This is a genomic window from Capnocytophaga sputigena, assembly GCF_002302495.1.
In the GTDB taxonomy this organism is placed as follows: domain Bacteria; phylum Bacteroidota; class Bacteroidia; order Flavobacteriales; family Flavobacteriaceae; genus Capnocytophaga; species Capnocytophaga sputigena.
Genome location: NZ_CP022379.1, coordinates 2,559,342 through 2,580,809, shown reverse-complemented (window position 1 = coordinate 2,580,809; position 21,468 = coordinate 2,559,342). Strand labels below are relative to the sequence as shown.

Sequence of the window (21,468 nt, the reverse complement as noted above, 5' to 3'; positions counted from 1 at the left end):
TTGCGGTTGAAATCATCCCTTGAAAAATAAATTATTAGTATATTTCAAGCAAATAAGATAAACCGATGAAAAGAACACTTTTTACCATCATTGCCCTATTGTTCACGGGCTACATTTTTGCACAAACCGATACTTCGGGTAGAAGTCTTTACCGTGCAACTCCTGAAAAGAAAACTGCCTTGAAGCACACCAAGTTAAAGGTAAGTTTTAACTTCAACAACCAAACCCTCAGCGGAGAAGAATGGCTCACCGCTGCCCCTTATTTTTACGCTACCGATAGCCTTATCCTTGATGCTAAAGCTATGATTATTCACAAGGTAGCCTTAGATCAAAACGGCAAACAACGTGGGCTTTCTTACAGCTATAAAAACGATTTGCTAAAAATAAAACTCAACAAAACCTACCAAAAAGATGAAGCCTACACCATCTATATCCACTACACAGCTCAGCCCGAAAAAGTAACCGATAAGGGTAGCTTAGCGATTACTGATGCCAAAGGGCTTTACTTCATCAACCCTAAAGGAGAACCCGATAAACCTATGCGCCAAGTATGGACACAAGGTGAAACTGAAGGTTCTTCCTGCTGGTTCCCTACCATCGACAAGCCTAACCAAAAAACAACCCAAGAAATTGAAATCACTGTGCCCGAAAGCTTTGTTACCCTTTCTAATGGTCTGCTAAAAAGCAGTGACAAGAAAGGCAATATGCGCACCGACTATTGGGTGATGGATAAACCTCACGCTCCTTACCTCTTCTTTATGGGTGCAGGAGAATTTGCAGTGGTAAAAGATACTCCTTGGCGTGGTAATGTGCCTATTGAATACTATGTTGAAAAAGAATACGAACCTGTTGCTAAACAGATATTTGGCAACACAGGCGAGATGATTACTTTCTTCTCCGAACGTTTTGGCTACGATTTCCCTTGGTCTAAATATGCCCAAATGGTCGTGCGCGAATTTGTAAGTGGTGCAATGGAAAACACTACTGCTGTAAGCCACGCCGAAAGTGCTTATCAAACAGCAGGTGCTTTAGCCGACCAAAATTATTGGGAGCCTATTATTGCACACGAGTTAGCTCACCACTGGTTTGGTGATTTGGTAACTACCGAAAGCTGGTCAAACCTCACTGTAAACGAGTCGTTTGCTAACTATAGTGAATACTTGTGGTTGATGCACAAATACGGCAAAGATGCTGCCGAATACCACTTGAGCAACAACACCCTCCAATACCAACACCGCCCCAACGATTTTGTAAAAGATTTAGTGCGTTTTGGTTATGACTCTCGCGAAGATATGTTCGATTTAGTTTCCTACAACAAAGGAGGAGCTATTCTGCACATGTTGCGCAATTATCTGGGCGATGCAGCTTTCTTTGCAGGACTTACCGATTATCTCAAAACCAATGAATACGGTACTGGAGAAGCTCACCAATTGCGCCTTTCATTAGAAAAAGTAAGTGGTAAAGATCTCAACTGGTTCTTCAATCAATGGTATTTCGGCAATGGTAACCCTGTGGTGAATGTAGAAAAGAGTTTTAGCAAAGGTAAACTCACTCTCAAAGTGATACAAACACAAAGTGAAGACCTCTTGTTCCAATTCCCATTGGATATAGATTTATATATCAACAATCGCGTGATGAGACACACTGTTTGGGTAGATGCTCGCAAAGAGAATGTTTTCACCTTCCCAATGAGAAAAATGCCTACCCTCATAGACATTAACCCTGAAGGAGTGATATTGATGAATGAACAATACCAAAAATCGTGGGCTGAGTATTTATTCCAAATGCAACACGCCAAATCACTCAAAAGCAGATTGCAAGCTGTAAGTGCCCCTATGGAACCCGATGGTAAAGATATTCTAATTGCGGCTCTTAAAGATCCTTTCTTCCAAGTGCGCGTTCTAGCATTGCAAAAACTTGCCAACTACGATCTCAATGCCAAAGAAATGGCTATGGTTGAAAAAATCGCTTCTTCCGATCCTCAAAACTTAGCTAAATCAGCAGCTATGTGGGTATTAGCAACCTCTAAGGACAAAAAGAAATATACTCTTATATTCGAGAAAAACCTTGAATCTCCTTCAGGAGCTATCAAAAATGCTGCTATCAATGGCATAGCTCGCACTGAGCCCGCACGCGCTAAGAGTATTCTTGAAAAAGGAAGCATCAAAGATTTTGATACCGACCAATTAGCAGGATTATCAGGAGTAATTGTAGACAACCAAATGGAGCAATATCTCCCTGCAATACTTCCTTATTTTATATACTATCCTTTCTTTGAAAAAGATAACCCCGATACCGCTGCCAACTTCAAAAAAGGTTATGAATGGGCTATGCATTTAGATAATACTTCACACGTAGAATTATTAGCTAAATCACTCAAAGAAATCGCTAAAGATATGGAAAATCCTGCAGCTAAAGATATGCTTACAAATGTCTTAGATGAAGGTATCACTATCAAACGCGGTTTAAACCAAACTGAATCTGTAAAAAAACAAATTAAAATGTTAGAAGAGATTAAAGGAATGTTCAAGTCGTAGCACGACAAGCTATTAATTTCTTTTACATTGCACACTTTGCCAAAGTTATCTGCCCGTGCGGCTCGCTCCTTTGGCAAAGTGTGTTTATAATATCTAATCTTATGGAAACACTTCAAACAAAACATCTTTTGCTTCGCCCTTGGAAAATTACCGATGCCGAAGCCTTATACACACAAGCACACAATCCTATTATAGGCAAGAGGTGCGGTTGGCCTCTTCACAAAAGTGTAGATGAGAGCCGAGATATTATTGAGGTTGTGCTTAGCAAGCCTCATAGTTTTGCTATTTGTCTGCCCAATAACACACCTATTGGTAGCATAGGCTTGCTTTTACAAGGAGAGAGCAATCTTCCTATAGGGGAAAATGAAGCCGAAATAGGCTACTGGCTTGGAGAAGACTTTTGGGGCAAGGACTATGTTACTGAGGCAGCCCTAAGGGTACTGCAATATGCTTTTGATGAGTTGCACCTTACCCAGTTATGGGCAAGCGCATACAAGGAAAATATTGCCTCACAGCGAGTACTTGAAAAATGTGGATTCCGTTATCATCATACCCTTGAAGATTTCTTGTTTCCGCTTATAGGAGAGAGGCATACAAGTTTAGTATATACATTAAAAAAACAATAAAATAACATTATATGAAAAAACTTATATTAATAGCAATTCTCTCATTAGGAACGATTTCTTGTGAGCAGAAGAAAGCAACAACTGAAAAAACGAGCATTCCGCTCACTTATTCTAATTTGGTAGACACCGCTACTCAAGAAGAAGTGCAAAAAGCCCTTATAGCAGCCGGAATAGCTGAACAAAATGTAACTTCTTTTTTGGAGAGTGTAGCCCTCTTCAACCAAACCGTAGGCGATAAAGCAGGCTTAGTACCAAAAGGATTTGTAACTATTGATAGCCTATTACCTAAATACGATGAGGTTGCTATACAAAATATTTGGACAGCTAAATACCCTATGTTTCAGGGTTATAACTGTCGACTAACCTCTTTTACCCTCTTGCGTGATTTGATTACTTTCCCTGCAGATAAAAAGTTTGCTAGCAAAGAGGAAGACGAGGTGCTTTTTATAGACCGAGAGTCTTTGCACAATACCCCTAAAAAGTTTTTTACCCCAGAGGAAGAAAACAACTTTTTCACCCTTTTTACCGAGGTGCCCACTACTAATACCAAAGATATAAACACCCATTTGCAGGCGATGCAACAAGCGTGGAAAGAACGCGGTATCAATTTCCGTTATAAAAACGACCCCACTAAAGCATCGCTCATATCAGCAGTCTTCCATTCCCAAATCACCCCAGAGGAGAACACCCTCTTTGTGGGGCACGTAGGGGTATTAGTGCCTTTTGAAGGTAAGTTACTCTTTATCGAAAAACTCGCTTTCCAAGAACCTTATCAAGCGATAAAATTTGCCAATCGCACAGAACTTAGCGATTACTTAATGAATCGTTATGATGTAGAATGGGAGCAACCCAATGCCATTCCGTTTATAATGGAAAATGATGCATTAATGGAAGGTTATCGCCCTAATCCGTACAAAAAAGAACAGCGTTTATAAGAAGATAATTGCCATTTGTCAATTATTTTCTATCTTTGCAAAAAATAAGTAGGTATATTATGAATGCTATAGTAGCTGTAGTGGGACGCCCCAATGTAGGTAAATCCACTTTTTTCAACCGTTTGATAAAACGCCGTGAGGCTATCGTGGACGCTGTGAGTGGCGTAACACGCGACCGCCATTATGGTAAAACCGACTGGAATGGGGTTTCTTTTTCTGTTATAGATACAGGAGGTTACTTAGCCGGTGGTGATGATTCTTTCGAGAAAGAAATCAACAAACAAGTCGCCTTAGCCATAGACGAAGCCGATGCGATTATCTTTATGGTAAACGTAGAAGAAGGGCTTACTGGTATGGACGAAGCTGTAGCCGAGATGTTGCGCAAATGCCATAAACCAATATTGGTAGCGGTAAACAAAGTGGATAGCAACAACCGTCGCAACGATATGCACGAGTTTTATGCCTTAGGCTTTGAACATCTCTATGCCCTATCAAGCGTAAATGGTAGTGGAACAGGAGAATTGCTTGACGATTTGGTAGCACTCTTACCCGTAAAAGAACCACAAGAAGAAAACACCTTACCGCGCTTTGCTGTAGTGGGAAGACCTAATGCGGGTAAATCCTCCTTTATCAACGCCCTTATAGGTGAAGACCGCTACATTGTTACCGATATAGCAGGCACCACACGCGATGCTATCGACACGAAATATAACCGCTTTGGATTTGAGTTCAATCTAGTTGATACAGCGGGAATCCGCCGTAAATCTAAAGTAAAAGAGGATTTGGAGTTCTACTCAGTGATGCGTTCTATTCGCGCCATAGAACACTCCGATGTATGTATTTTAATGCTTGATGCTACGCGAGGTTTTGAAAGCCAAGATGCTAATATCTTCTGGTTGGCGCAACGCAATCGCAAAGGCATCGTGATATTGGTTAATAAATGGGATTTGGTAGAGAAGGAAAACAATACCGCTAAAGAGTACGAAGCAGTTATCCGCAAAGAAATAGAACCTTTCACCGATGTGCCTATCTTGTTTGTATCGGCATTGAACAAGCAACGTATCTACAAAGCGATAGAAACTGCGGTAGCAGTGTATAACAACCGCACCAAGCGTATCCCTACTCGCAAACTCAACGAGGTGATGTTGCCTATCATTGAGAACTATCCACCCCCTGCGATCAAAGGAAAGTACATCAAGATAAAATTCTGCACCCAGTTGCCTACCCCTATGCCACAGTTTGCTTTCTTTGCGAATTTGCCACAGTATGTAAAAGACCCATACCGACGTTTTATCGAGAACAAACTCCGTGAGAACTTCGATTTTAATGGTGTGCCTATTGATGTGTATTTCCGTCAGAAGTAATACTATTCTATTAGATTTTTATGTGTTATGAATCACTTTTTAGAACATAACAAAACAAAGATAGACACCTTGTGTAAAAACCACAAGGTGAAATCCTTATATGCTTTTGGTTCAGTGCTTACTCCAAAATTTAATGAGAATAGTGATATAGATCTGATTGTTGATTTCAAACAACAAGATATTTTAGAATATGCTTCCAACTATTTCAATTTAAAATTTGCCTTACAAGCTATTTTTAATCGAGAGATTGATTTATTAGAAGAAAAAGCAGTTAAAAACCCTTATTTCCTAGAGCATATCAACTCAAAAAAACAACTTATTTATGCAGATTGAAATAAAAGTTTGGCTATATGATATATACTTAATGCTATTATTGAAATAGAAAGCTATTCTGAAGAACATACTACTTTTGAAGAATTTAGAAGCGACCTAAAAACCAAAAGAGCTGTAGAGAGAAATATTGAGATAATAGGAGAAGCTATGAATCGCATTTTAAAGAAAGATAACGAGATTCAAATTACACAAGCTCGGCAAATAGTTGATGTGCGAAATAGAATCATACACGGCTATGATACAGTGTCTGATGAAATTATTTGGGCAATAGTAATTCAATATATACCTATCCTTCATAATGAAGTGAGTACCCTTTTAGACGAATAATTTGCAAGAGATATTAATCTCTAAAAATAGAAAATATATAAGAAAAAATACTTGTAAAAGTGAAAAAAAATATAGCAATCATAATGGGAGGTTACTCTAATGAAGCTCCCGTTTCTTTAAAGAGTGCTGCAGTAGTAGCCAAAAACCTCAACCAAGATAAATATGTACCTTACCTCGTTCGTATTGACCGCGATAAATGGGTGTATGTAGATGCTCAAAATAACGAACATCCTATTGATAAAAACGACTTCTCGGTAACAGTAAACGGACGTAAAATTACTTTTGATGCCGTTTTCAATGCCATTCATGGCACCCCAGGTGAAGATGGCTATTTGCAAGCCTATTTTAATTTGATTGGCTTACCGCTCACAGGATGTAGTATGTATGCTTCGGCTCTTACATTCAACAAACGCGATATGCTATCAGTACTCAAACCTTTTGGCATTCTTTCAGCCCCTTCTTACTATCTCAACAAAGGTGAAAACTATAATACAGCTGATATTGTAGCCAAAGTAGGCTTGCCTTGCTTTGTGAAGGCTAATAAATCAGGGAGTAGTTTTGGAGTGTATAAAGTATATGAAGAGGCTCAACTGCCTATGTATATAGACAAAGCATTTGAAGTAGACGACGAAATCCTCATTGAAAGTTTCTTGAAAGGTACTGAAATCTCTATCGGGGTAATCAACTATCGCGGTGAAATAAAAGTACTCCCAATGACTGAGATTGTATCCGAAAACGATTTCTTCGATTATGATGCCAAGTATAACGGTAAGTCACAAGAAATTACTCCTGCACGCCTTTCTGCCGAAATGACTGCTAAAATCAACGCTTTGGCAGAACGCGTATACCGATTGTTAAAAATGGAAGGCTTCAGCCGAAGTGAGTTCATCATCGTAGGTGATACACCTTATTTGCTCGAAATGAATACTACACCAGGGCTTTCAGAAGCAAGTTTATTGCCTCAACAAGCTAAAGTAGCAGGCATCAACCTTGAAGAACTATTCGAAAGCGAAATAGAACGAGTACTGAAACATTAATACTTAATTGTTAATCATTGAAAAGAGCTTTATTTCCAGGGTCGTTTGACCCCATTACCTTAGGTCATTACGATATTATCAAACGTGCTTTAGACCTATTCGATGAAATTGTAGTTGCCATAGGTGTTAATGGTGACAAGAACTATATGTTTACGGTAGAACAACGCAAAGAGTTTATCGAAAAAGCTTTTGCCGATGAACCCAAAGTAAAAGTTACTACCTATCAAGGGCTCACAGTAGACTTTTGCAAAGAAATCGATGCGCAATTTATTCTCAGAGGTTTGCGCAACCCAGCCGACTTTGAGTTCGAAAAAGCTATTGCGCATACTAATCGCAAATTATCTCAAATAGAAACTGTCTTTTTACTTACGGCAGCACGCACTTCGTTTATATCATCGTCTATTGTGCGCGATGTTATTCGCAATCACGGTGATTACACGGTGTTAGTCCCCGAAAGTGTGAGAGTTTAGCCATTAGGGTTTAGAACTCAGTAGAAGAAGAAATAATAATAAAACTTAAAAATATGTGTGGAATTGTAGGTTATTTAGGCAAACGCGCCGCTTTTCCCATCGTGATTGATGGTTTAAAACGCTTAGAATACCGTGGATATGACAGCGCAGGTTTTATCTTAAACGCTGATCAGTTTTACGGAGAAAAAACCAAAGGCAAAGTATCCGATTTAGTAGCCAAAGCAGGCGAGAATGTTCCTACTTATGGTTGCGGTATGGGGCATACCCGCTGGGCAACTCACGGAGTGCCTAACGACATCAATTCACACCCTCATCGTTCTAACTCTGGCAAAATAGCCATTGTACACAACGGTATTATTGAGAACTACGAGAGTATCAAGCAAAACCTCATCAAAGAGGGTTTTGTATTCCATTCTGATACTGATACTGAAGTATTAGTAAACTTCATCGAATACTTCAAAGAAAAAGAAAACGTCAATTTAGAGACTGCCGTGCGCTATGCCCTCAATGAGGTAGTTGGCGCTTTTGCCATTGCTGTAATGGAGGAAAGCAACCCTGAGGAAATAGTAGTAGCCCGCTTGGGTAGTCCGTTGGTAATAGGGGTAGGTGATGGAGAGTTCTTCATCGCCTCCGATGCCTCTCCTTTTATAGAGTATACCCAAAATGCTGTGTATTTAGAAGATGGCGAAATGGCTACCATTCACCTCAACAAACCATTGAAAGTGATTAAAATAGGCAGTAATGAGCAGGTGAGTCCGTTTGTACAACAACTCAAACTCAACCTCGAAGCCATTGAAAAAGGCGGATACGACCATTTTATGCTCAAAGAAATCTATGAGCAACCTAAGTCTATCCAAGACACAATGCGCGGTCGCCTCTTGCCCGATCATACTACCAAACTATCAGGAGTTGATAATCATTTAGAAACCTTCCTCAATGCCAAACGCATCGTTATTGTAGCGTGTGGGACTTCGTGGCACGCAGGCTTGGTAGGTGAATATCTGTTAGAAGAATACGCGCGCATTCCTGTAGAAGTAGAGTACGCCTCAGAGTTCCGTTATCGCAACCCTATTATCAATAAAGGGGATATCGTTATTGCTATTTCACAATCAGGTGAGACCGCCGATACCTTAGCAGCCCTCAAATTAGCAAAAGAAAAAGGCGCTTTTATCTATGGTATTTGCAATGTAGTAGGCTCATCAATTGCACGTATCACCCATTCAGGCACTTATACTCACGCAGGTCCTGAAATAGGGGTAGCTTCTACCAAAGCCTTTACCACCCAACTTACGGTGCTTACCCTTATCGCTTTGCATTTAGGACATAAAAAGGGCACCCTCAGTATGGAAACCTATCAGCACCTTTGTAAGGAATTAGAACGTATACCTCAGTTGCTTGAAACTACTATCAAAACAGTAGATCACAAGGTCGCCGAGATAGCCGAAAGCTACAAAACAGCTACCAATTGCTTGTATTTAGGTCGTGGGTTTAACTTTCCTACCGCTCTGGAAGGGGCTTTAAAACTCAAAGAAATATCCTATATTCACGCCGAAGGCTATCCAGCTGCCGAGATGAAACATGGACCTATCGCCCTTATCGATGAGAATATGCCGGTGATATTCATCGCACCATCTAAAGGACATTATGATAAGGTAGTTTCTAATGCACAAGAAATAAAGGCGCGCAAAGGTAAAATTATAGCCGTAGTAACCGAAGGCGATACTCAAATGGCAGGGTTAGCAAACCATGTGATTGAGATACCCGAAATCAGTGAGGCATTGACTCCTATTTTAGCCTCAGTACCTTTGCAGTTGTTGTCCTATTATATCGCTATCAAGCGCGGTTGCAACGTCGATCAACCTCGTAATTTAGCCAAATCAGTAACCGTAGAATAATTTGGTAATAAAAAAAGAGTCTATTTGTTTTTCCTACAAATAGACTTTTCTTTGTTTAATAAAGAGATAAAATTCTTTAAAAATAGTTTAGCTGTAGAGTAATTTTTCAGCTTCTATGAAAGTTAAAGGTTTTGAAAGAGAAGCTAAATATGAATTATTTGAAACATCTATTAAGTGATTAATATGAAAGGTTTTTGCATCACTATCTACACATTCCTTTTTTATATCTTTCAATAAGTTATTAATCCTTTCAAAATCCTTATTTGAAAAACTGATTAGTAAAGATTGAATATCTTGTCTTGTATTATAGTAAGCAAAAGTATTCTCTTTAATTTTTCCATCATAGATAATATGGAATATTTCTTTTAATAATTCTATATTGCTAAGATTAGTATACTTCAAAATAGCTTTGTTGTTAATTTTATAATCATCTCTTAAGTCAATATTCTTATTTTTAAGGACTCTTAGATGTGTTATATAAAACTCTAAAGCCTTTGGATCATTACAATAGAAAAGAACACTTAAAGCATTAGCTATAAACTCAATTCTATTTGATTTTAAATATCCTTTTGCTTTATCAAGAATAAAATCAATATTTATATCCTCTTTCATGCAACTATCAATTGCTTCCCAAAATAAATATGTATTAATATCTGTACAACATTTTGTTAGAAAACTTTCTTTTCTTTCTTTTGGTAGTACTTCTATATATTCTTTCAAGATAGAAGAATCATGATCTAAAATAGCTTCTTCTATCTTAAGATAACATTCCTCAATCTTATGCTTGATAACATATCTAACATGCTCTCTAAAAGAGCCATAATCCATTTTTATATGGTTAATATTGTAAATGATTTTATCTCTAAAATTTGATTTATCTACTTTACTTTCAATAAAATGAATATTATCTTCCATTTCTCCAATGATATTGCAATACCTCAAAGTTCCTAAGTAAAATTGTCGAGTGTAATTCACTCCATACTTTTTATCAAAAAAGTACAATATTTCTAAGATATTGTAATTAGGATAAATTGAAGAATAGTAATTTTCATCATCAAAAGATATAATATTATTATAGTCAAAATTATTTTCAAGAGATAAGCAAGCTTCTTTTATATAATTGATATGATTATGATTAATTTCAAAAGGTATATCTTTATCTTTAATCATAGATTTTATTTGATATAAGATATAATACTCATTCTCAAGTTTTGAGATGATTTCTTCCTTAGTCTTTGTTTCATCTCCATTTAAAACTTCAATAATAAGTAAATATAAACTATTTCTAATACCATAGTATGAGTTATTTCTATAAGATTCATATTCAAGTTCATGAACTATATCGACACTTATTTTTGTAATGTCATTATCTTCAAAAATTTTAGTTATTCTTTGCTCTATTTTTTGCCTATCAAATAAAATGTCATAGTTTTCCTGAGAAGCTTTTATGTATTTTTTATTATTCTCCTCAATTTCTTCTTCTGTATAGAGTATATTAGGAAAAGTATGACCTAAGAAAGAAAAATGATTGTCAAAATAAAGGGCAGAACGATAATTATGTCTTGAATAATAAAACCTTATAGTAGCAAGAGTGTCGTCTGAGATTTTTATTGTTTTTTCTTTATATTTTTCAACTAAGTAATCAATACATTTTTCATCATTAAATAATGTGATAATCATATAATTATTCTCTGTTACCCCATATTTATCAATAATATAACTGAATACATTAATCTTTTGATCAGACATTTCATTAACTAATGTAGGAAAAATGTTGTTAGGATCATATAGATTAGAAAGTTGACAATCATCTAATTGCATAAATATATCTATAATAGACGAAATATCCTTATTAGATATAATAAAAGAAAGGATTTTTTTTATAAACTTTTCTTTAAAATTACATTTATAAAATTCTGATATCCTAATATCAAAATTATCATCTACAATAATTTTTAGTATTTCTACAAAATGATCTCTATTTTGTATTTTTAAAGCTATTTGAGCAAAATATTCCTTAGTTCCTCTTATTACATTATCTATTTCTCTATTAGGTTCTATCTTGTATAATTTGTATAAAGAATTCTTTAGTATATCAAAATAATTATCAATATCTTCTAACTTATGAAGTATTGTAATTATTAGATGATGAATTTCTCGTGAATAATTATCTTTAAAATATGTGGCAATTTCTTTAAGGAAAGAAATATCTTTATAGAACTCTTTTTCTCTAAAAGTTCTTAAAGCCTCACTTTTTATTTGTAAAGATTCTTGTATTTGATTATTTGAAAGTATTATTGCTTTAAGAGTATTTTTTATTTTATCATTATCCTCATCAGAACATTCCGTAAAAGCTAATACATTTAAAGCAGATATAGTAGTTCTAAAATGTATATTTTTATTAATTACTGACATAAGAAAATCAATATTAGCAAATTCTGCCATTTTATTCATAGAGAAAGGCTGAGTTCCTGCAAACCAATGTTTCTTTTCAATAGCTATATTTGTAAAATGCTTTTTAAAGATATCATTTTTTTGTTCAACATTCAATTTATCCTTTTCTACTAAAAAAAGTATTTCAGGTTCATTATTCAAAAGCCAATCTTTAATGTTTTCAAATTTGTCTTTTTGTAAAATATTTAACAAAAAGCCAATCGTGTTAAATAATGAAGGTTTTGTTTTGTTGATTTCTGAATTTATTTTTATAAAAGATAGGATGTTTTTCCCATTTTTATTAGCTAAGTACTTGGCTGCAAAGAACTCCTGATAATTCTTATGTCTAAATGTAAAGATATTTGAATTAGGTGTCTTTTCTATAAAAGAAACTTCTTCAAAAATTTCGTTGTCCCTACCTAATAAGTTGTATAAATCATTTTCCGATATAAAGTTCTGCTGCATTAATTCATTCACAATAGCCACTTTTTCCAAACAATATTCTATATGAGGAGTGTTGATAGATTCTCTTTTTTTGAATTTTTCTCTATTTAAAAGATTTAATTCTTTTTCAATAGATATATTCCAAATCTCTAATTGACTGTTGGGAAAATTTTTATGTTCCTTATAATAATCACAGAAGAGATTTAGGTTAAAAGAATTTTCTAAAAAAGATCTAAAGCGATTCAGTTCATTAAATGGTAAGGGAATACCATTTTCTCTTTTAAAAATATTACTTATTTGAAGTTCTGATAGTCCTTCCAAAAAAACATATTCAAAATTATCTATTTTGGCAATATATTTTTCATAAATATTGGTTCTACAACTAATAACTACATTAATTCTATATTCTCTATTGTTATCTAAAAATACTTCTAATGCAGATATAAAATCCTGAATATTGGCTATTTCATCAAGACCATCTAAAATAAATGTAATTATAGGTAATTCTCTCCATTCTTTCAAAGGTATTAAATCTTCAAAAGTAGAGGTTCCCCTAAAGTTTTTAAGAGTAATAAAAAAAGGAAAATTCTGTTGTTCTTCTCTTTTATCCCATAGGGAATTAAATAGACACTTTAGTTCAATTGTTTTCCCTATACCTGCATTACCTAATAATACAATTCTATTTTTCTCTTGTAAAAAATGCTCTAAGGTTTCATTCTCTTCATTTATTGTGAAATAATTAATTTCTTCTCTTTTTATATATCTTTTTTCATAATTATCTATTTTTAATATCTCAACGTTGGTAAAATCGCCCAGATTTAATGTTTTAAAGTTTAGTTTGCTTGAAGATATGTTCAGTTCCTTAGATATTGCATCTAATTTATCAGAATTTTCAAATATCTTATCTTTATAATTTTCTTCTATAAAAAGTTTTTTAAGCTCTTTATCTTTTTCAAGATTACTATAAAATAAATTATAAAAAGAAATTATTTGTTCTTTAGTCGGTTCTATAATGTTAGGAATTCTTTTAAATTCATCTAATAATTCATCAAAATCCACTTTTTTAGTTTCAAATAATTTATGTTCAAGTAGCTTTTTATATAAAATTTCTGAGTGATAAAAAGGAATTTTTCCATTTATATCTTCTATAATAGGACATTTCTCACCAAATTCTCGTGTTGTATCTGTTGTAATTTTAACCAATCTACTTGCGTACTTTTTTTTAGGGAAAAATAGCTGTCTAATACAGCTATATCCTTCTTTTTTAACAGTGTACTTTATTAGTTCAATAACAACTGTAGACGTCATAGTTCCAATCATAGAAAAATATTTTTTTTATAGTGCAAAATTAATACTTTCTTATGAAAAATTAATAATAATTCCTAATAAATATTACTTGATGATAAAATTGAAGTAATAAGTATTTTTCGTCATTCGTATTTCGTATTTCGTAATTATTTATTACTTTTGCCCTCTGTAACAAAAATTTAAACCAATGAATACCGTAAATCGTTTATTCGATATACCTTATTATCAACAATCTAAACACCCTTTAGAGGTCGCTTTTGCTACTAAATACAACGGTGAGTGGAAAAAAACCTCTACCGCTGAATATATCCAAAAAGTGAATACCGTAAGCCGAGGCTTATTGCGCTTAGGCATTGAAAAAAATGATAAAATAGCGGTCATTTCAAGTACTAATCGCACCGAATGGCACATAATGGATATCGGCATCCTGCAAGTAGGCGCACAGAACGTACCTATCTATCCCACTATCAACTTAGAGGATTTCGAGTATATCCTCAACCATTCGGAATGTAAATTCTGTGTCGTTTCCGATAAAGAACTATGGGAGAAAATCTCTTCTATCCAAGATAAATTGCCTCATCTAAAAACTATTTTTACCTTCAACGAAGTTCCCTATGCTCATCATTGGCAAGAAATCCTCGATTTAGGCGCCGATGAGAGCAATCAAGCAGAAGTGGAAGCGCGCAAAGAGAGCATACAGAAAGACGATTTGGCGACTATCATTTATACTTCGGGCACTACCAGCCGCCCAAAAGGGGTAATGCTCTCTCATTGGAATATCATCTCTAACATACTGAACTGCCAAGACCGTTTGCCTATTGCCGAAGGCTCTACAGCACTCAGCTTTTTGCCTGTGTGCCACGTGTTTGAGCGTATGCTCACCTATTTGTATCAGTACGATTGTCTAAGCATTTATTTTGCTGAATCTCTCGATAAAATCAGTGATAACTTACGCGAAGTAAAACCACATATCATTACAGTTGTACCCCGACTCATAGAGAAGATTTACGACAAAATCTTTGCAAAAGGTGCTGAACTCAAAGGCATTAAACGCAAACTCTTCTTTTGGGCTCTCGAATTGGGTTTCAAGTATGAACCTTATGGAGCCAATGGCGCTTGGTATCAATTCAAATTAAAATTAGCGCGCAAACTCATCTTTAGTAAATGGCGCGAAGCCTTAGGCGGGCGTATACAGATGATTGTCTCAGGGAGCGCTGCTCTCTCCCCGCGTTTGGCTAAGGTGTTCTCTGCCGCAGGGCTGAAAATTATGGAAGGTTATGGTCTTACCGAAACCGCTCCCGTTATTGCAGTAAACCGCGAATCGGGTAGATATTGGAAAATAGGTACCGTAGGGAAACCTATTGTGAATATAGATGTAAAAATTGCCGAAGACGGTGAAATACTTGTGAAAGGCGAAAACGTAATGTTAGGCTACTATAAAGACCCCGAGCAAACGGATCAAAACATCACCGATGGTTTCTTCCACACAGGCGATATAGGTGAGCTTGACGCTGATGGCTTCCTTAAAATCACTGACCGCAAAAAGGAAATCTTCAAAACTTCAGGCGGTAAGTACGTATCGCCTCAGCTGATAGAAAACCAGTTGAAACTCTCTCGCTTTATTGAGAATGTAATGGTAGTAGGCGAAGGCGAAAAAATGCCTGCTGCTATTATTCAGCTCAATTTCCCATTTGTAAAAGAATGGGCGCGCCGTCACAAAGTACAATTAGGTAAAACCAACGAAGAAATCATACAAAATCAAGCGGTTCACGACCGTATTGCCAAAGAAGTTGAAAAAGTAAATAGTCATCTCGGCAAGTGGGAACAAGTAAAACTTTTTGATTTCACCCCAGATGAATGGACAATAGATGGTGGTCACCTCACCCCTACCCTCAAACTCAAACGACGTGTTATTAAAGAAAAATACATAGACATTTACAACAAGTTCTACAACAAGTGAGAGAAATAACCGATATTACTACTTTTACTACCCAACAGCCTACGGTGCTCACCATAGGCACGTTTGATGGCGTCCATTTAGGACATCAAAAAATTGTTGAAAGAGTAGTAACCACTGCACGTCAAGAGGGGCTTTTAGCTACTGTATTCACTTTTTTTCCGCATCCGCGAATGGTGGTACAACACGACAAAGGCTTAAAACTTATTTACACTTTGGAAGAGAAAAAGCAACTACTCCAGCAATTAGGTGTCGATTTGCTCGTCGTGCAACCCTTTAATGAGGCTTTTGCTCAACTTACTGCTGAGGAGTTCGTAAGTACTATCTTAGTACAACGCCTCAATGTAAAAACGGTGATCATTGGTTATGACCACCGTTTTGGGCGCAATCGTACTGCTAATATAGACGATATGTGTTTATTTGGTAAAAAGTATGGATTTGCTGTAGAAGAAATATCGGTGCAAGAAGTAGATGAAGTATCGGTGAGTTCCACCAAAATTAGAGAGGCATTGAACAAAGGCGACGTTACCACTGCCGCTCATTATCTCGGGACTCCTTATAGCCTCACAGGCAGGGTAGTACACGGACTTAAATTGGGGCGTACCTTAGGCTACCCTACGGCTAATATACAAGTAACCGAAGAATATAAACTCATTCCTAAAGATGGCGTATATGCCGTGTATAGTTACATTGGCGCACGAAAAGTGTATGGAATGATGAGCATTGGCAAGAACCCTACTATCGAAGGGAAAGGAGCTTCTATTGAAGTCTATTTCTTTGACTTCAACGGCGACCTTTACGACCAAAAACTTACCATTGAGTTTGTACAATACCTACGTGAAGAACAGAAATTTGCTACTATCGACCTCCTTAAAAAACAATTACAAGATGACGAAACAGCAGCGCGCAAAGCAATTGCGGTATGACAAAGCCTATATGCGTATGGCAATGGAATGGGCTAAACTCTCCTATTCACAACGCAAGCAAGTAGGTGCTATAATGGTAAAAGACCGTATGATTATTTCTGACGGTTACAATGGTACACCCACCGGTTTTTACAACTGTTGCGAAGATGAGGAAGGCAATACTCATTGGTATGTATTGCACGCCGAAGCCAATGCGATAATGAAAGTTGCCTCATCTACCCAATCATCGGAAGGAGCAACGCTCTACATCACAATGTCGCCTTGCAAAGAATGTAGCAAACTCATCTATCAATCGGGTATCAAACGCGTGGTGTATAAGGAAGGCTATCGCGACAACGAGGGCTTAGCTTTCCTCGAAAAAGCAGGTGTAGAACTCGTCCACTTAGAAGATGTAAGTGAATAAAAAATAAAAATAAGTGCTATTTCTTTGGTAGTTAGAAAATTTTTACTACCTTTGCGCCCGAAAAAATTTGTACATAATAATCATTAAATTAATATTGGAATGTATTTAACTAAAGAAGTAAAAGCGGAAATTTTTAAAAAGTACGCAGGTTCAGAAACCAACACTGGTTCAGCAGAAGGGCAAATCGCTCTTTTTACCCTTAGAATCAATCACCTTACAGAACACTTGAAAGTAAATCGCAAAGATTTCAATACCGAGCGTTCATTGGTGAAATTGGTAGGTAAACGCAGAAGTTTGCTCGATTATTTGAAAAACAACGATATCGAGAGATACCGTGCGATTATCAAAGAACTAAACATCAGAAAATAAGCAATACTAAGGAGGCTTTGTGCCTCCTTTTGTTTATTACAGCAGTTTTTCATTGGTTAAAAACCCTAAAGCCCACAACACAACTAATAAAAAATTTATTAATTTACAATTAACAATTCACAATGATTCCAGAAGTAAAAAAAGAAATCATCGAATTAGGTGATGGTCGTACCATCACTATCGAAACTGGCAAGTTGGCTAAACAAGCCGACGGTGCTGTTGTGGTGCAAATGGGAAATGCAATGCTATTGGCTACTGTAGTATCTGCAAAAGAAATTAATCCTGAAACTGACTTTTTACCTCTTACTGTAGACTATCGTGAGAAGTTTGCAGCAGCAGGTCGTTTCCCTGGAGGCTTCTTCAAACGTGAAGCTCGCCCTAGTGATCAAGAAATCTTGACAATGCGCTTGGTAGACCGCGTATTGCGCCCTCTATTTCCTAAAGATTATCACGCTGAAACACAAGTGATGATTCAGCTTATCTCTCACGATGAGAATGTAATGCCTGATGCTTTAGCAGGTCTTGCTGCTTCTGCTTGTTTAGCAGTTTCTGACATTCCGTTCGATGGTCCTATTTCCGAAGTACGCGTAGGTCGTGTAAACGGTCAGTTTATCGTAAACCCAAGCCGTGAACAATTAGAAGCCTCTGATATTGATATTATGGTAGGTGCTTCTAAAGACTTCGTGGCAATGGTAGAAGGTGAAATGGACGAAGTGAGCGAAAAAGATATGGCTGAAGCTATCAAATTTGCACACGAAGCTATCAAACCTCATATTGAAGCACAATTGCGTTTAGCTGAAAAAGTAGGTAAAACTGAAAAACGTACTTACGAGCCTGAGGTAGAAAACGAAGAAGTAAAAGCAAAAATATACGATTTGGCTTACAATAAATGTTATGCTATAGCCAAAGAAAATACTACTAAACAAGAACGCGGTGAGAAATTCGCGGCTGTAAAAGAAGAGTGTTTGGCGCTCTTTACCGAAGAGGAATTAGAAGAGCTTACTCCTATCATCTCTCGTTATTTTGGAGATGCTGAAAAAGAAGCTGTTCGTAATCTTATCTTAAATGAAAACATCCGTTTAGATGGTCGTAACACTACTCAAATACGCCCTATCTGGTGTGAAGTAAGCTACTTGCCATCAGCACACGGTTCATCTATCTTTACACGTGGTGAAACCCAATCACTTACTACCGTTACTTTGGGTACTTCACGCGAAGCAAACGTAATCGATTTGCCTTCAGAACAAGGTGAAGAACGTTTCTACTTGCATTACAACTTCCCTCCTTTCTCTACTGGTGAAGCACGCCCATTGCGCGGAACTTCACGCCGTGAGATAGGTCACGGTAACTTGGCACAACGCGCCCTTAAACGTATGATTCCTGAGGATTGCCCTTATACCGTTCGTGTAGTTTCTGAAATTTTGGAATCTAACGGTTCATCTTCAATGGCAACTGTGTGTGCAGGTACTTTAGCCTTAATGGATGCAGGGGTACAAATGGTAAAACCTGTATCGGGTATTGCTATGGGACTCATCACCGATGGCGAACGTTATGCAGTACTTTCTGATATCTTAGGTGATGAAGACCACTTAGGTGATATGGACTTCAAAGTAACCGGTACTGCCGATGGTATTACCGCTTGCCAAATGGACATCAAAATCAAAGGTCTTTCTTACGAAATACTTGAAAAAGCCTTAAACCAAGCCCGCGAAGGACGTATGCACATCTTAGGTAAAATCACCGATACGATTGCTCAACCTAACCCAACTGTGAAACCTCACGCGCCTAAAATCGTTAAGATGGATATGCCTAAAGAGTACATCGGGGCATTCATTGGTACAGGTGGTAAGAATATTCAAGACTTACAAGCGCGTACCAATACTACCATTGTGGTGGAAGAAGTGGGCGAATTGGGTGTTGTAGAAATCTTAGGTACTGATGAAGCAGGTATCCAAGAAGCTATCGAAGCTGTAAACGCAGTGAAATTTGAACCTGTAGAAGGAGAAACTTACACTGTAAAAGTAGTACGCTTGGTAGAGTTCGGTGCTTTTGTAGAGTTTGTACCTGGTAAAGATTCATTGCTCCATATCTCAGAAGTATCTTGGGATAGAATCGAAAAAATAGAAGACGCTCTTAAAGAAGGTGATATCATAGAAGTGAAATACCTTGGCATCGACCCTAAAACTAAGAAAACAAGAGTATCACGCAAAGCCTTGTTGCCACGTCCACCACGCGAAGAGCGTCCTGACCGTCCTGCGAGAGAAGACCGTCCAAAATCGGATAAACCATACAATGGTAAACCTCGTAACGACCGCCCTAAAGGACACAATAATAACCAAAAACCACGTCAAGAATAGACGTATGTTATAGAATTTTTGTATTCATAATATTTTTAAAACCGAAGATTTGGTACTTTTATAGTATAAAGTTTTCGGTTTTTCTTTTTTTTAGTATCTTTGCCATCAGATAAAAGATTTGCAAAATGCAAACCAATAGATACATACATTTATGGTTACCTATAATGGGACTACACGCTTTGCATCAAGTAGAAGAGAGTATTTCATTCTGGCAATGGTATATCGACTTTGTAGATAAGATACCCCAATGGTTACAACTCCCTAGAATTGCTAAGAATGCTCATTTAGCAAAAGCTCACCCTGAATATTTTGTGTGGGCTTCTATTGGGCAACTTACTTTGGTAGCAGTCATTGCTTTTTTATGTCGAAAGAGCGAAAAAGCTACAAGAATTGCTCTTGGGATATACCTCACAGGATTGACTTTCTTCTTGGTATGGCATATCTTAATAAGCTATTTCACCCATTCCTATTCACCCGTAATGGTAACCTGTCTCATAGGCGTTTATCTCATCCCGAAATGGGGGTATCAGTTGTTTAAAAGATAGAAACCAATGACTATTTCAGAAATCAAACAAACTTACAGAGCACTTAGTTTAGAAACCTTGTTGAACTTCGGTCGGTATGCTAAGCATCTACAAAATGAGATTGCTAAAGAAAAGGAATTTCGAGAAAAAGAAGACAAAACCATAGAATGGAAATTTTAAAATAAAACAACTATGAAAAAATGGATTATAGGAGCGGTTATAGCCGCTGTAGCCGTAGTAGGCTTCTTTATTTATCGCGCTGTATTGGTAGGTAATACAGCCTTTCAAACCAAAGAAGAAATAGTATATATCCCTACAGGAGCTGATTTTAGCGAGGTATTACACGTGATGAGTCCACTACTGAAAGACCCTACCTCTTTTACTCAAGTAGCCAAACGTATGGGCTATGCCGATAAAGTAAAAGCAGGTAAATACATCATCAAAAAAGGGGCTACCAATATAGATATTGTGCGCACACTCCGCAATCGCAATACTCCTGTAAAACTCAAATTCAACAATCAGGAGCGATTAGAAGATTTTGCTGGGCGCATTGCTACTCAAATAGAACCCGATAGCGCTACTCTAATGCGTGCTTTCTTAAACCCTAACTTCCTCAAAGAAAACGGTTTCACCGATGCTACTGCATTGGCGATGTACATTCCTAATACCTATGAGTTTTATTGGAATACCTCGGCAGAAGAATTTCGCGACCGTATGCTCAAAGAGTATGAGCGTTTTTGGACGCCTGAACGCAAAGCTCAAGCTCAAAAGCAAGACCTTACGCCTATAGGGGTCAGTATATTGGCTTCTATCGTACAAAAAGAAACTGCTAAAGTTGATGAGCGCCCACGCATTGCCGGAGTTTACCTCAACCGCTTGCATAGCAATATGATGTTGCAAGCCGACCCTACTGCTATTTTTGGTTACAAAAACCATCTGGGAGACTACACACTCGTTATCAAACGCGTTACAGGACTGCATACAAGTTTGGAAAATCCTTATAATACCTATCAAAATTACGGTTTACCTGTGGGACTTATCTCTATGCCCGATATATCATCTATTGAAGCGGTACTCAATCCCGAACAACACGATTATTTCTTCTTTGCTGCCGATACTGAAAACTTTGGTTATCACAAGTTCTCACGCACCTTTTTGCAACACGCTCAAGAAGCTAAAAAATATCACAAATGGGCTGATGAAAAAGGCGTTAAATAAAAATA

Annotated in this window: 18 protein-coding genes; 17 read left to right on the top strand and 1 reads right to left on the bottom strand. The window is 36.9% G+C overall.

What is annotated here, in order from left to right; genetic code table 11:
• The first annotated feature begins 65 nt into the window (after positions 1-65).
• From CGC57_RS11630 to glmS, 9 genes are all read left to right on the top strand, one after another.
• A complete protein-coding gene (locus CGC57_RS11630; protein ID WP_095899256.1) occupies positions 66-2,537 on the top strand; it encodes a M1 family metallopeptidase in 2,472 nt (823 codons plus the stop codon).
• A 101-nt stretch (positions 2,538-2,638) separates the two neighbouring features.
• Complete coding sequence (locus tag CGC57_RS11625) at positions 2,639-3,163, top strand: GNAT family N-acetyltransferase (RefSeq protein ID WP_095899255.1); 525 nt, start codon at positions 2,639-2,641, stop codon at positions 3,161-3,163.
• An 11-nt stretch (positions 3,164-3,174) separates the two neighbouring features.
• Positions 3,175-4,098 carry a DUF4300 family protein gene (locus CGC57_RS11620; RefSeq protein WP_095899254.1) on the top strand — a complete coding sequence of 308 codons (924 nt, stop codon included), beginning with the start codon at positions 3,175-3,177 and terminating at the stop codon, positions 4,096-4,098.
• A gap of 59 nt (positions 4,099-4,157) precedes the next feature.
• A complete protein-coding gene (der, locus tag CGC57_RS11615; protein ID WP_095899253.1) occupies positions 4,158-5,462 on the top strand; it encodes a ribosome biogenesis GTPase Der in 1,305 nt (434 codons plus the stop codon).
• A 27-nt stretch (positions 5,463-5,489) separates the two neighbouring features.
• Positions 5,490-5,795 carry a nucleotidyltransferase family protein gene (locus CGC57_RS11610; protein WP_095899252.1) on the top strand — a complete coding sequence of 102 codons (306 nt, stop codon included), beginning with the start codon at positions 5,490-5,492 and terminating at the stop codon, positions 5,793-5,795.
• 24 nt (positions 5,796-5,819) lie between these two features.
• The gene (locus tag CGC57_RS11605) at positions 5,820-6,122 is read left to right on the top strand and encodes a HepT-like ribonuclease domain-containing protein (protein ID WP_172595647.1); all 303 of its coding nucleotides are present in this window, start codon (positions 5,820-5,822) and stop codon (positions 6,120-6,122) included.
• 59 nt (positions 6,123-6,181) lie between these two features.
• Positions 6,182-7,159: a D-alanine--D-alanine ligase gene (locus tag CGC57_RS11600; RefSeq protein WP_095899251.1), complete on the top strand. Its 978-nt coding sequence runs from the start codon at positions 6,182-6,184 to the stop codon at positions 7,157-7,159.
• A gap of 17 nt (positions 7,160-7,176) precedes the next feature.
• On the top strand, positions 7,177-7,629 hold the full coding sequence (gene coaD, locus CGC57_RS11595) for a pantetheine-phosphate adenylyltransferase (protein ID WP_002677379.1): 453 nt from the start codon (positions 7,177-7,179) through the stop codon (positions 7,627-7,629).
• A 53-nt stretch (positions 7,630-7,682) separates the two neighbouring features.
• Positions 7,683-9,524, top strand: coding sequence for a glutamine--fructose-6-phosphate transaminase (isomerizing) (glmS, locus tag CGC57_RS11590; RefSeq protein ID WP_095899250.1), 1,842 nt, complete (start codon positions 7,683-7,685; stop codon positions 9,522-9,524).
• Between the two features lie 87 nt (positions 9,525-9,611).
• On the opposite strand, the gene CGC57_RS11585 is transcribed toward glmS, so the two are convergent.
• Positions 9,612-13,721, bottom strand: coding sequence for an NACHT domain-containing protein (locus tag CGC57_RS11585; protein WP_095899249.1), 4,110 nt, complete (start codon positions 13,719-13,721; stop codon positions 9,612-9,614).
• Positions 13,722-13,896: 175 nt separating this feature from the next.
• Here CGC57_RS11585 and CGC57_RS11580 point away from each other — a divergent pair, with 175 nt between their 5' ends.
• From CGC57_RS11580 to mltG, 8 genes are all read left to right on the top strand, one after another.
• Positions 13,897-15,669 (top strand): AMP-dependent synthetase/ligase, encoded by a 1,773-nt coding sequence (locus CGC57_RS11580; RefSeq protein WP_095899248.1) that lies wholly within the window; start codon positions 13,897-13,899, stop codon positions 15,667-15,669.
• Positions 15,666-16,592, top strand: a complete 927-nt coding sequence (locus CGC57_RS11575) for a bifunctional riboflavin kinase/FAD synthetase (protein WP_095899247.1) — start codon at positions 15,666-15,668, stop codon at positions 16,590-16,592. Before CGC57_RS11580 ends, CGC57_RS11575 begins: the two co-directional genes overlap by 4 nt.
• On the top strand, positions 16,555-16,995 hold the full coding sequence (locus tag CGC57_RS11570; RefSeq protein WP_095899246.1) for a deoxycytidylate deaminase: 441 nt from the start codon (positions 16,555-16,557) through the stop codon (positions 16,993-16,995). The genes CGC57_RS11575 and CGC57_RS11570 overlap by 38 nt, the downstream gene beginning before the upstream one ends.
• A 99-nt stretch (positions 16,996-17,094) precedes the next feature.
• Positions 17,095-17,364 carry a 30S ribosomal protein S15 gene (rpsO, locus tag CGC57_RS11565; protein WP_002677173.1) on the top strand — a complete coding sequence of 90 codons (270 nt, stop codon included), beginning with the start codon at positions 17,095-17,097 and terminating at the stop codon, positions 17,362-17,364.
• A gap of 122 nt (positions 17,365-17,486) precedes the next feature.
• Positions 17,487-19,721: a polyribonucleotide nucleotidyltransferase gene (locus tag CGC57_RS11560; protein WP_095899245.1), complete on the top strand. Its 2,235-nt coding sequence runs from the start codon at positions 17,487-17,489 to the stop codon at positions 19,719-19,721.
• Between the two features lie 125 nt (positions 19,722-19,846).
• On the top strand, positions 19,847-20,266 hold the full coding sequence (locus CGC57_RS11555) for an HXXEE domain-containing protein (protein WP_095899244.1): 420 nt from the start codon (positions 19,847-19,849) through the stop codon (positions 20,264-20,266).
• Between the two features lie 6 nt (positions 20,267-20,272).
• Positions 20,273-20,425, top strand: coding sequence for a hypothetical protein (locus tag CGC57_RS12940; RefSeq protein WP_002677359.1), 153 nt, complete (start codon positions 20,273-20,275; stop codon positions 20,423-20,425).
• A 12-nt stretch (positions 20,426-20,437) separates the two neighbouring features.
• On the top strand, positions 20,438-21,463 hold the full coding sequence (gene mltG / locus CGC57_RS11550; protein ID WP_095899243.1) for an endolytic transglycosylase MltG: 1,026 nt from the start codon (positions 20,438-20,440) through the stop codon (positions 21,461-21,463).
• Positions 21,464-21,468 lie beyond the last annotated feature (5 nt).

What these genes read in the sequence shown, in the direction of transcription:
- CGC57_RS11630 (WP_095899256.1), top strand. Translation starts at nt 66, where the DNA reads ATGAAAAGAACACTTTTTACCATCATTGCCCTATTGTTCACGGGCTAC.
- CGC57_RS11625 (WP_095899255.1), top strand. Translation starts at nt 2,639, where the DNA reads ATGGAAACACTTCAAACAAAACATCTTTTGCTTCGCCCTTGGAAAATT.
- CGC57_RS11620 (WP_095899254.1), top strand. Translation starts at nt 3,175, where the DNA reads ATGAAAAAACTTATATTAATAGCAATTCTCTCATTAGGAACGATTTCT.
- der (WP_095899253.1), top strand. Translation starts at nt 4,158, where the DNA reads ATGAATGCTATAGTAGCTGTAGTGGGACGCCCCAATGTAGGTAAATCC.
- CGC57_RS11610 (WP_095899252.1), top strand. Translation starts at nt 5,490, where the DNA reads ATGAATCACTTTTTAGAACATAACAAAACAAAGATAGACACCTTGTGT.
- glmS (WP_095899250.1), top strand. Translation starts at nt 7,683, where the DNA reads ATGTGTGGAATTGTAGGTTATTTAGGCAAACGCGCCGCTTTTCCCATC.
- CGC57_RS11585 (WP_095899249.1), bottom strand. Translation starts at nt 13,721, where the DNA reads ATGATTGGAACTATGACGTCTACAGTTGTTATTGAACTAATAAAGTAC.
- CGC57_RS11580 (WP_095899248.1), top strand. Translation starts at nt 13,897, where the DNA reads ATGAATACCGTAAATCGTTTATTCGATATACCTTATTATCAACAATCT.
- CGC57_RS11570 (WP_095899246.1), top strand. Translation starts at nt 16,555, where the DNA reads ATGACGAAACAGCAGCGCGCAAAGCAATTGCGGTATGACAAAGCCTAT.
- rpsO (WP_002677173.1), top strand. Translation starts at nt 17,095, where the DNA reads ATGTATTTAACTAAAGAAGTAAAAGCGGAAATTTTTAAAAAGTACGCA.
- CGC57_RS11560 (WP_095899245.1), top strand. Translation starts at nt 17,487, where the DNA reads ATGATTCCAGAAGTAAAAAAAGAAATCATCGAATTAGGTGATGGTCGT.
- CGC57_RS11555 (WP_095899244.1), top strand. Translation starts at nt 19,847, where the DNA reads ATGCAAACCAATAGATACATACATTTATGGTTACCTATAATGGGACTA.
- CGC57_RS12940 (WP_002677359.1), top strand. Translation starts at nt 20,273, where the DNA reads ATGACTATTTCAGAAATCAAACAAACTTACAGAGCACTTAGTTTAGAA.
- mltG (WP_095899243.1), top strand. Translation starts at nt 20,438, where the DNA reads ATGAAAAAATGGATTATAGGAGCGGTTATAGCCGCTGTAGCCGTAGTA.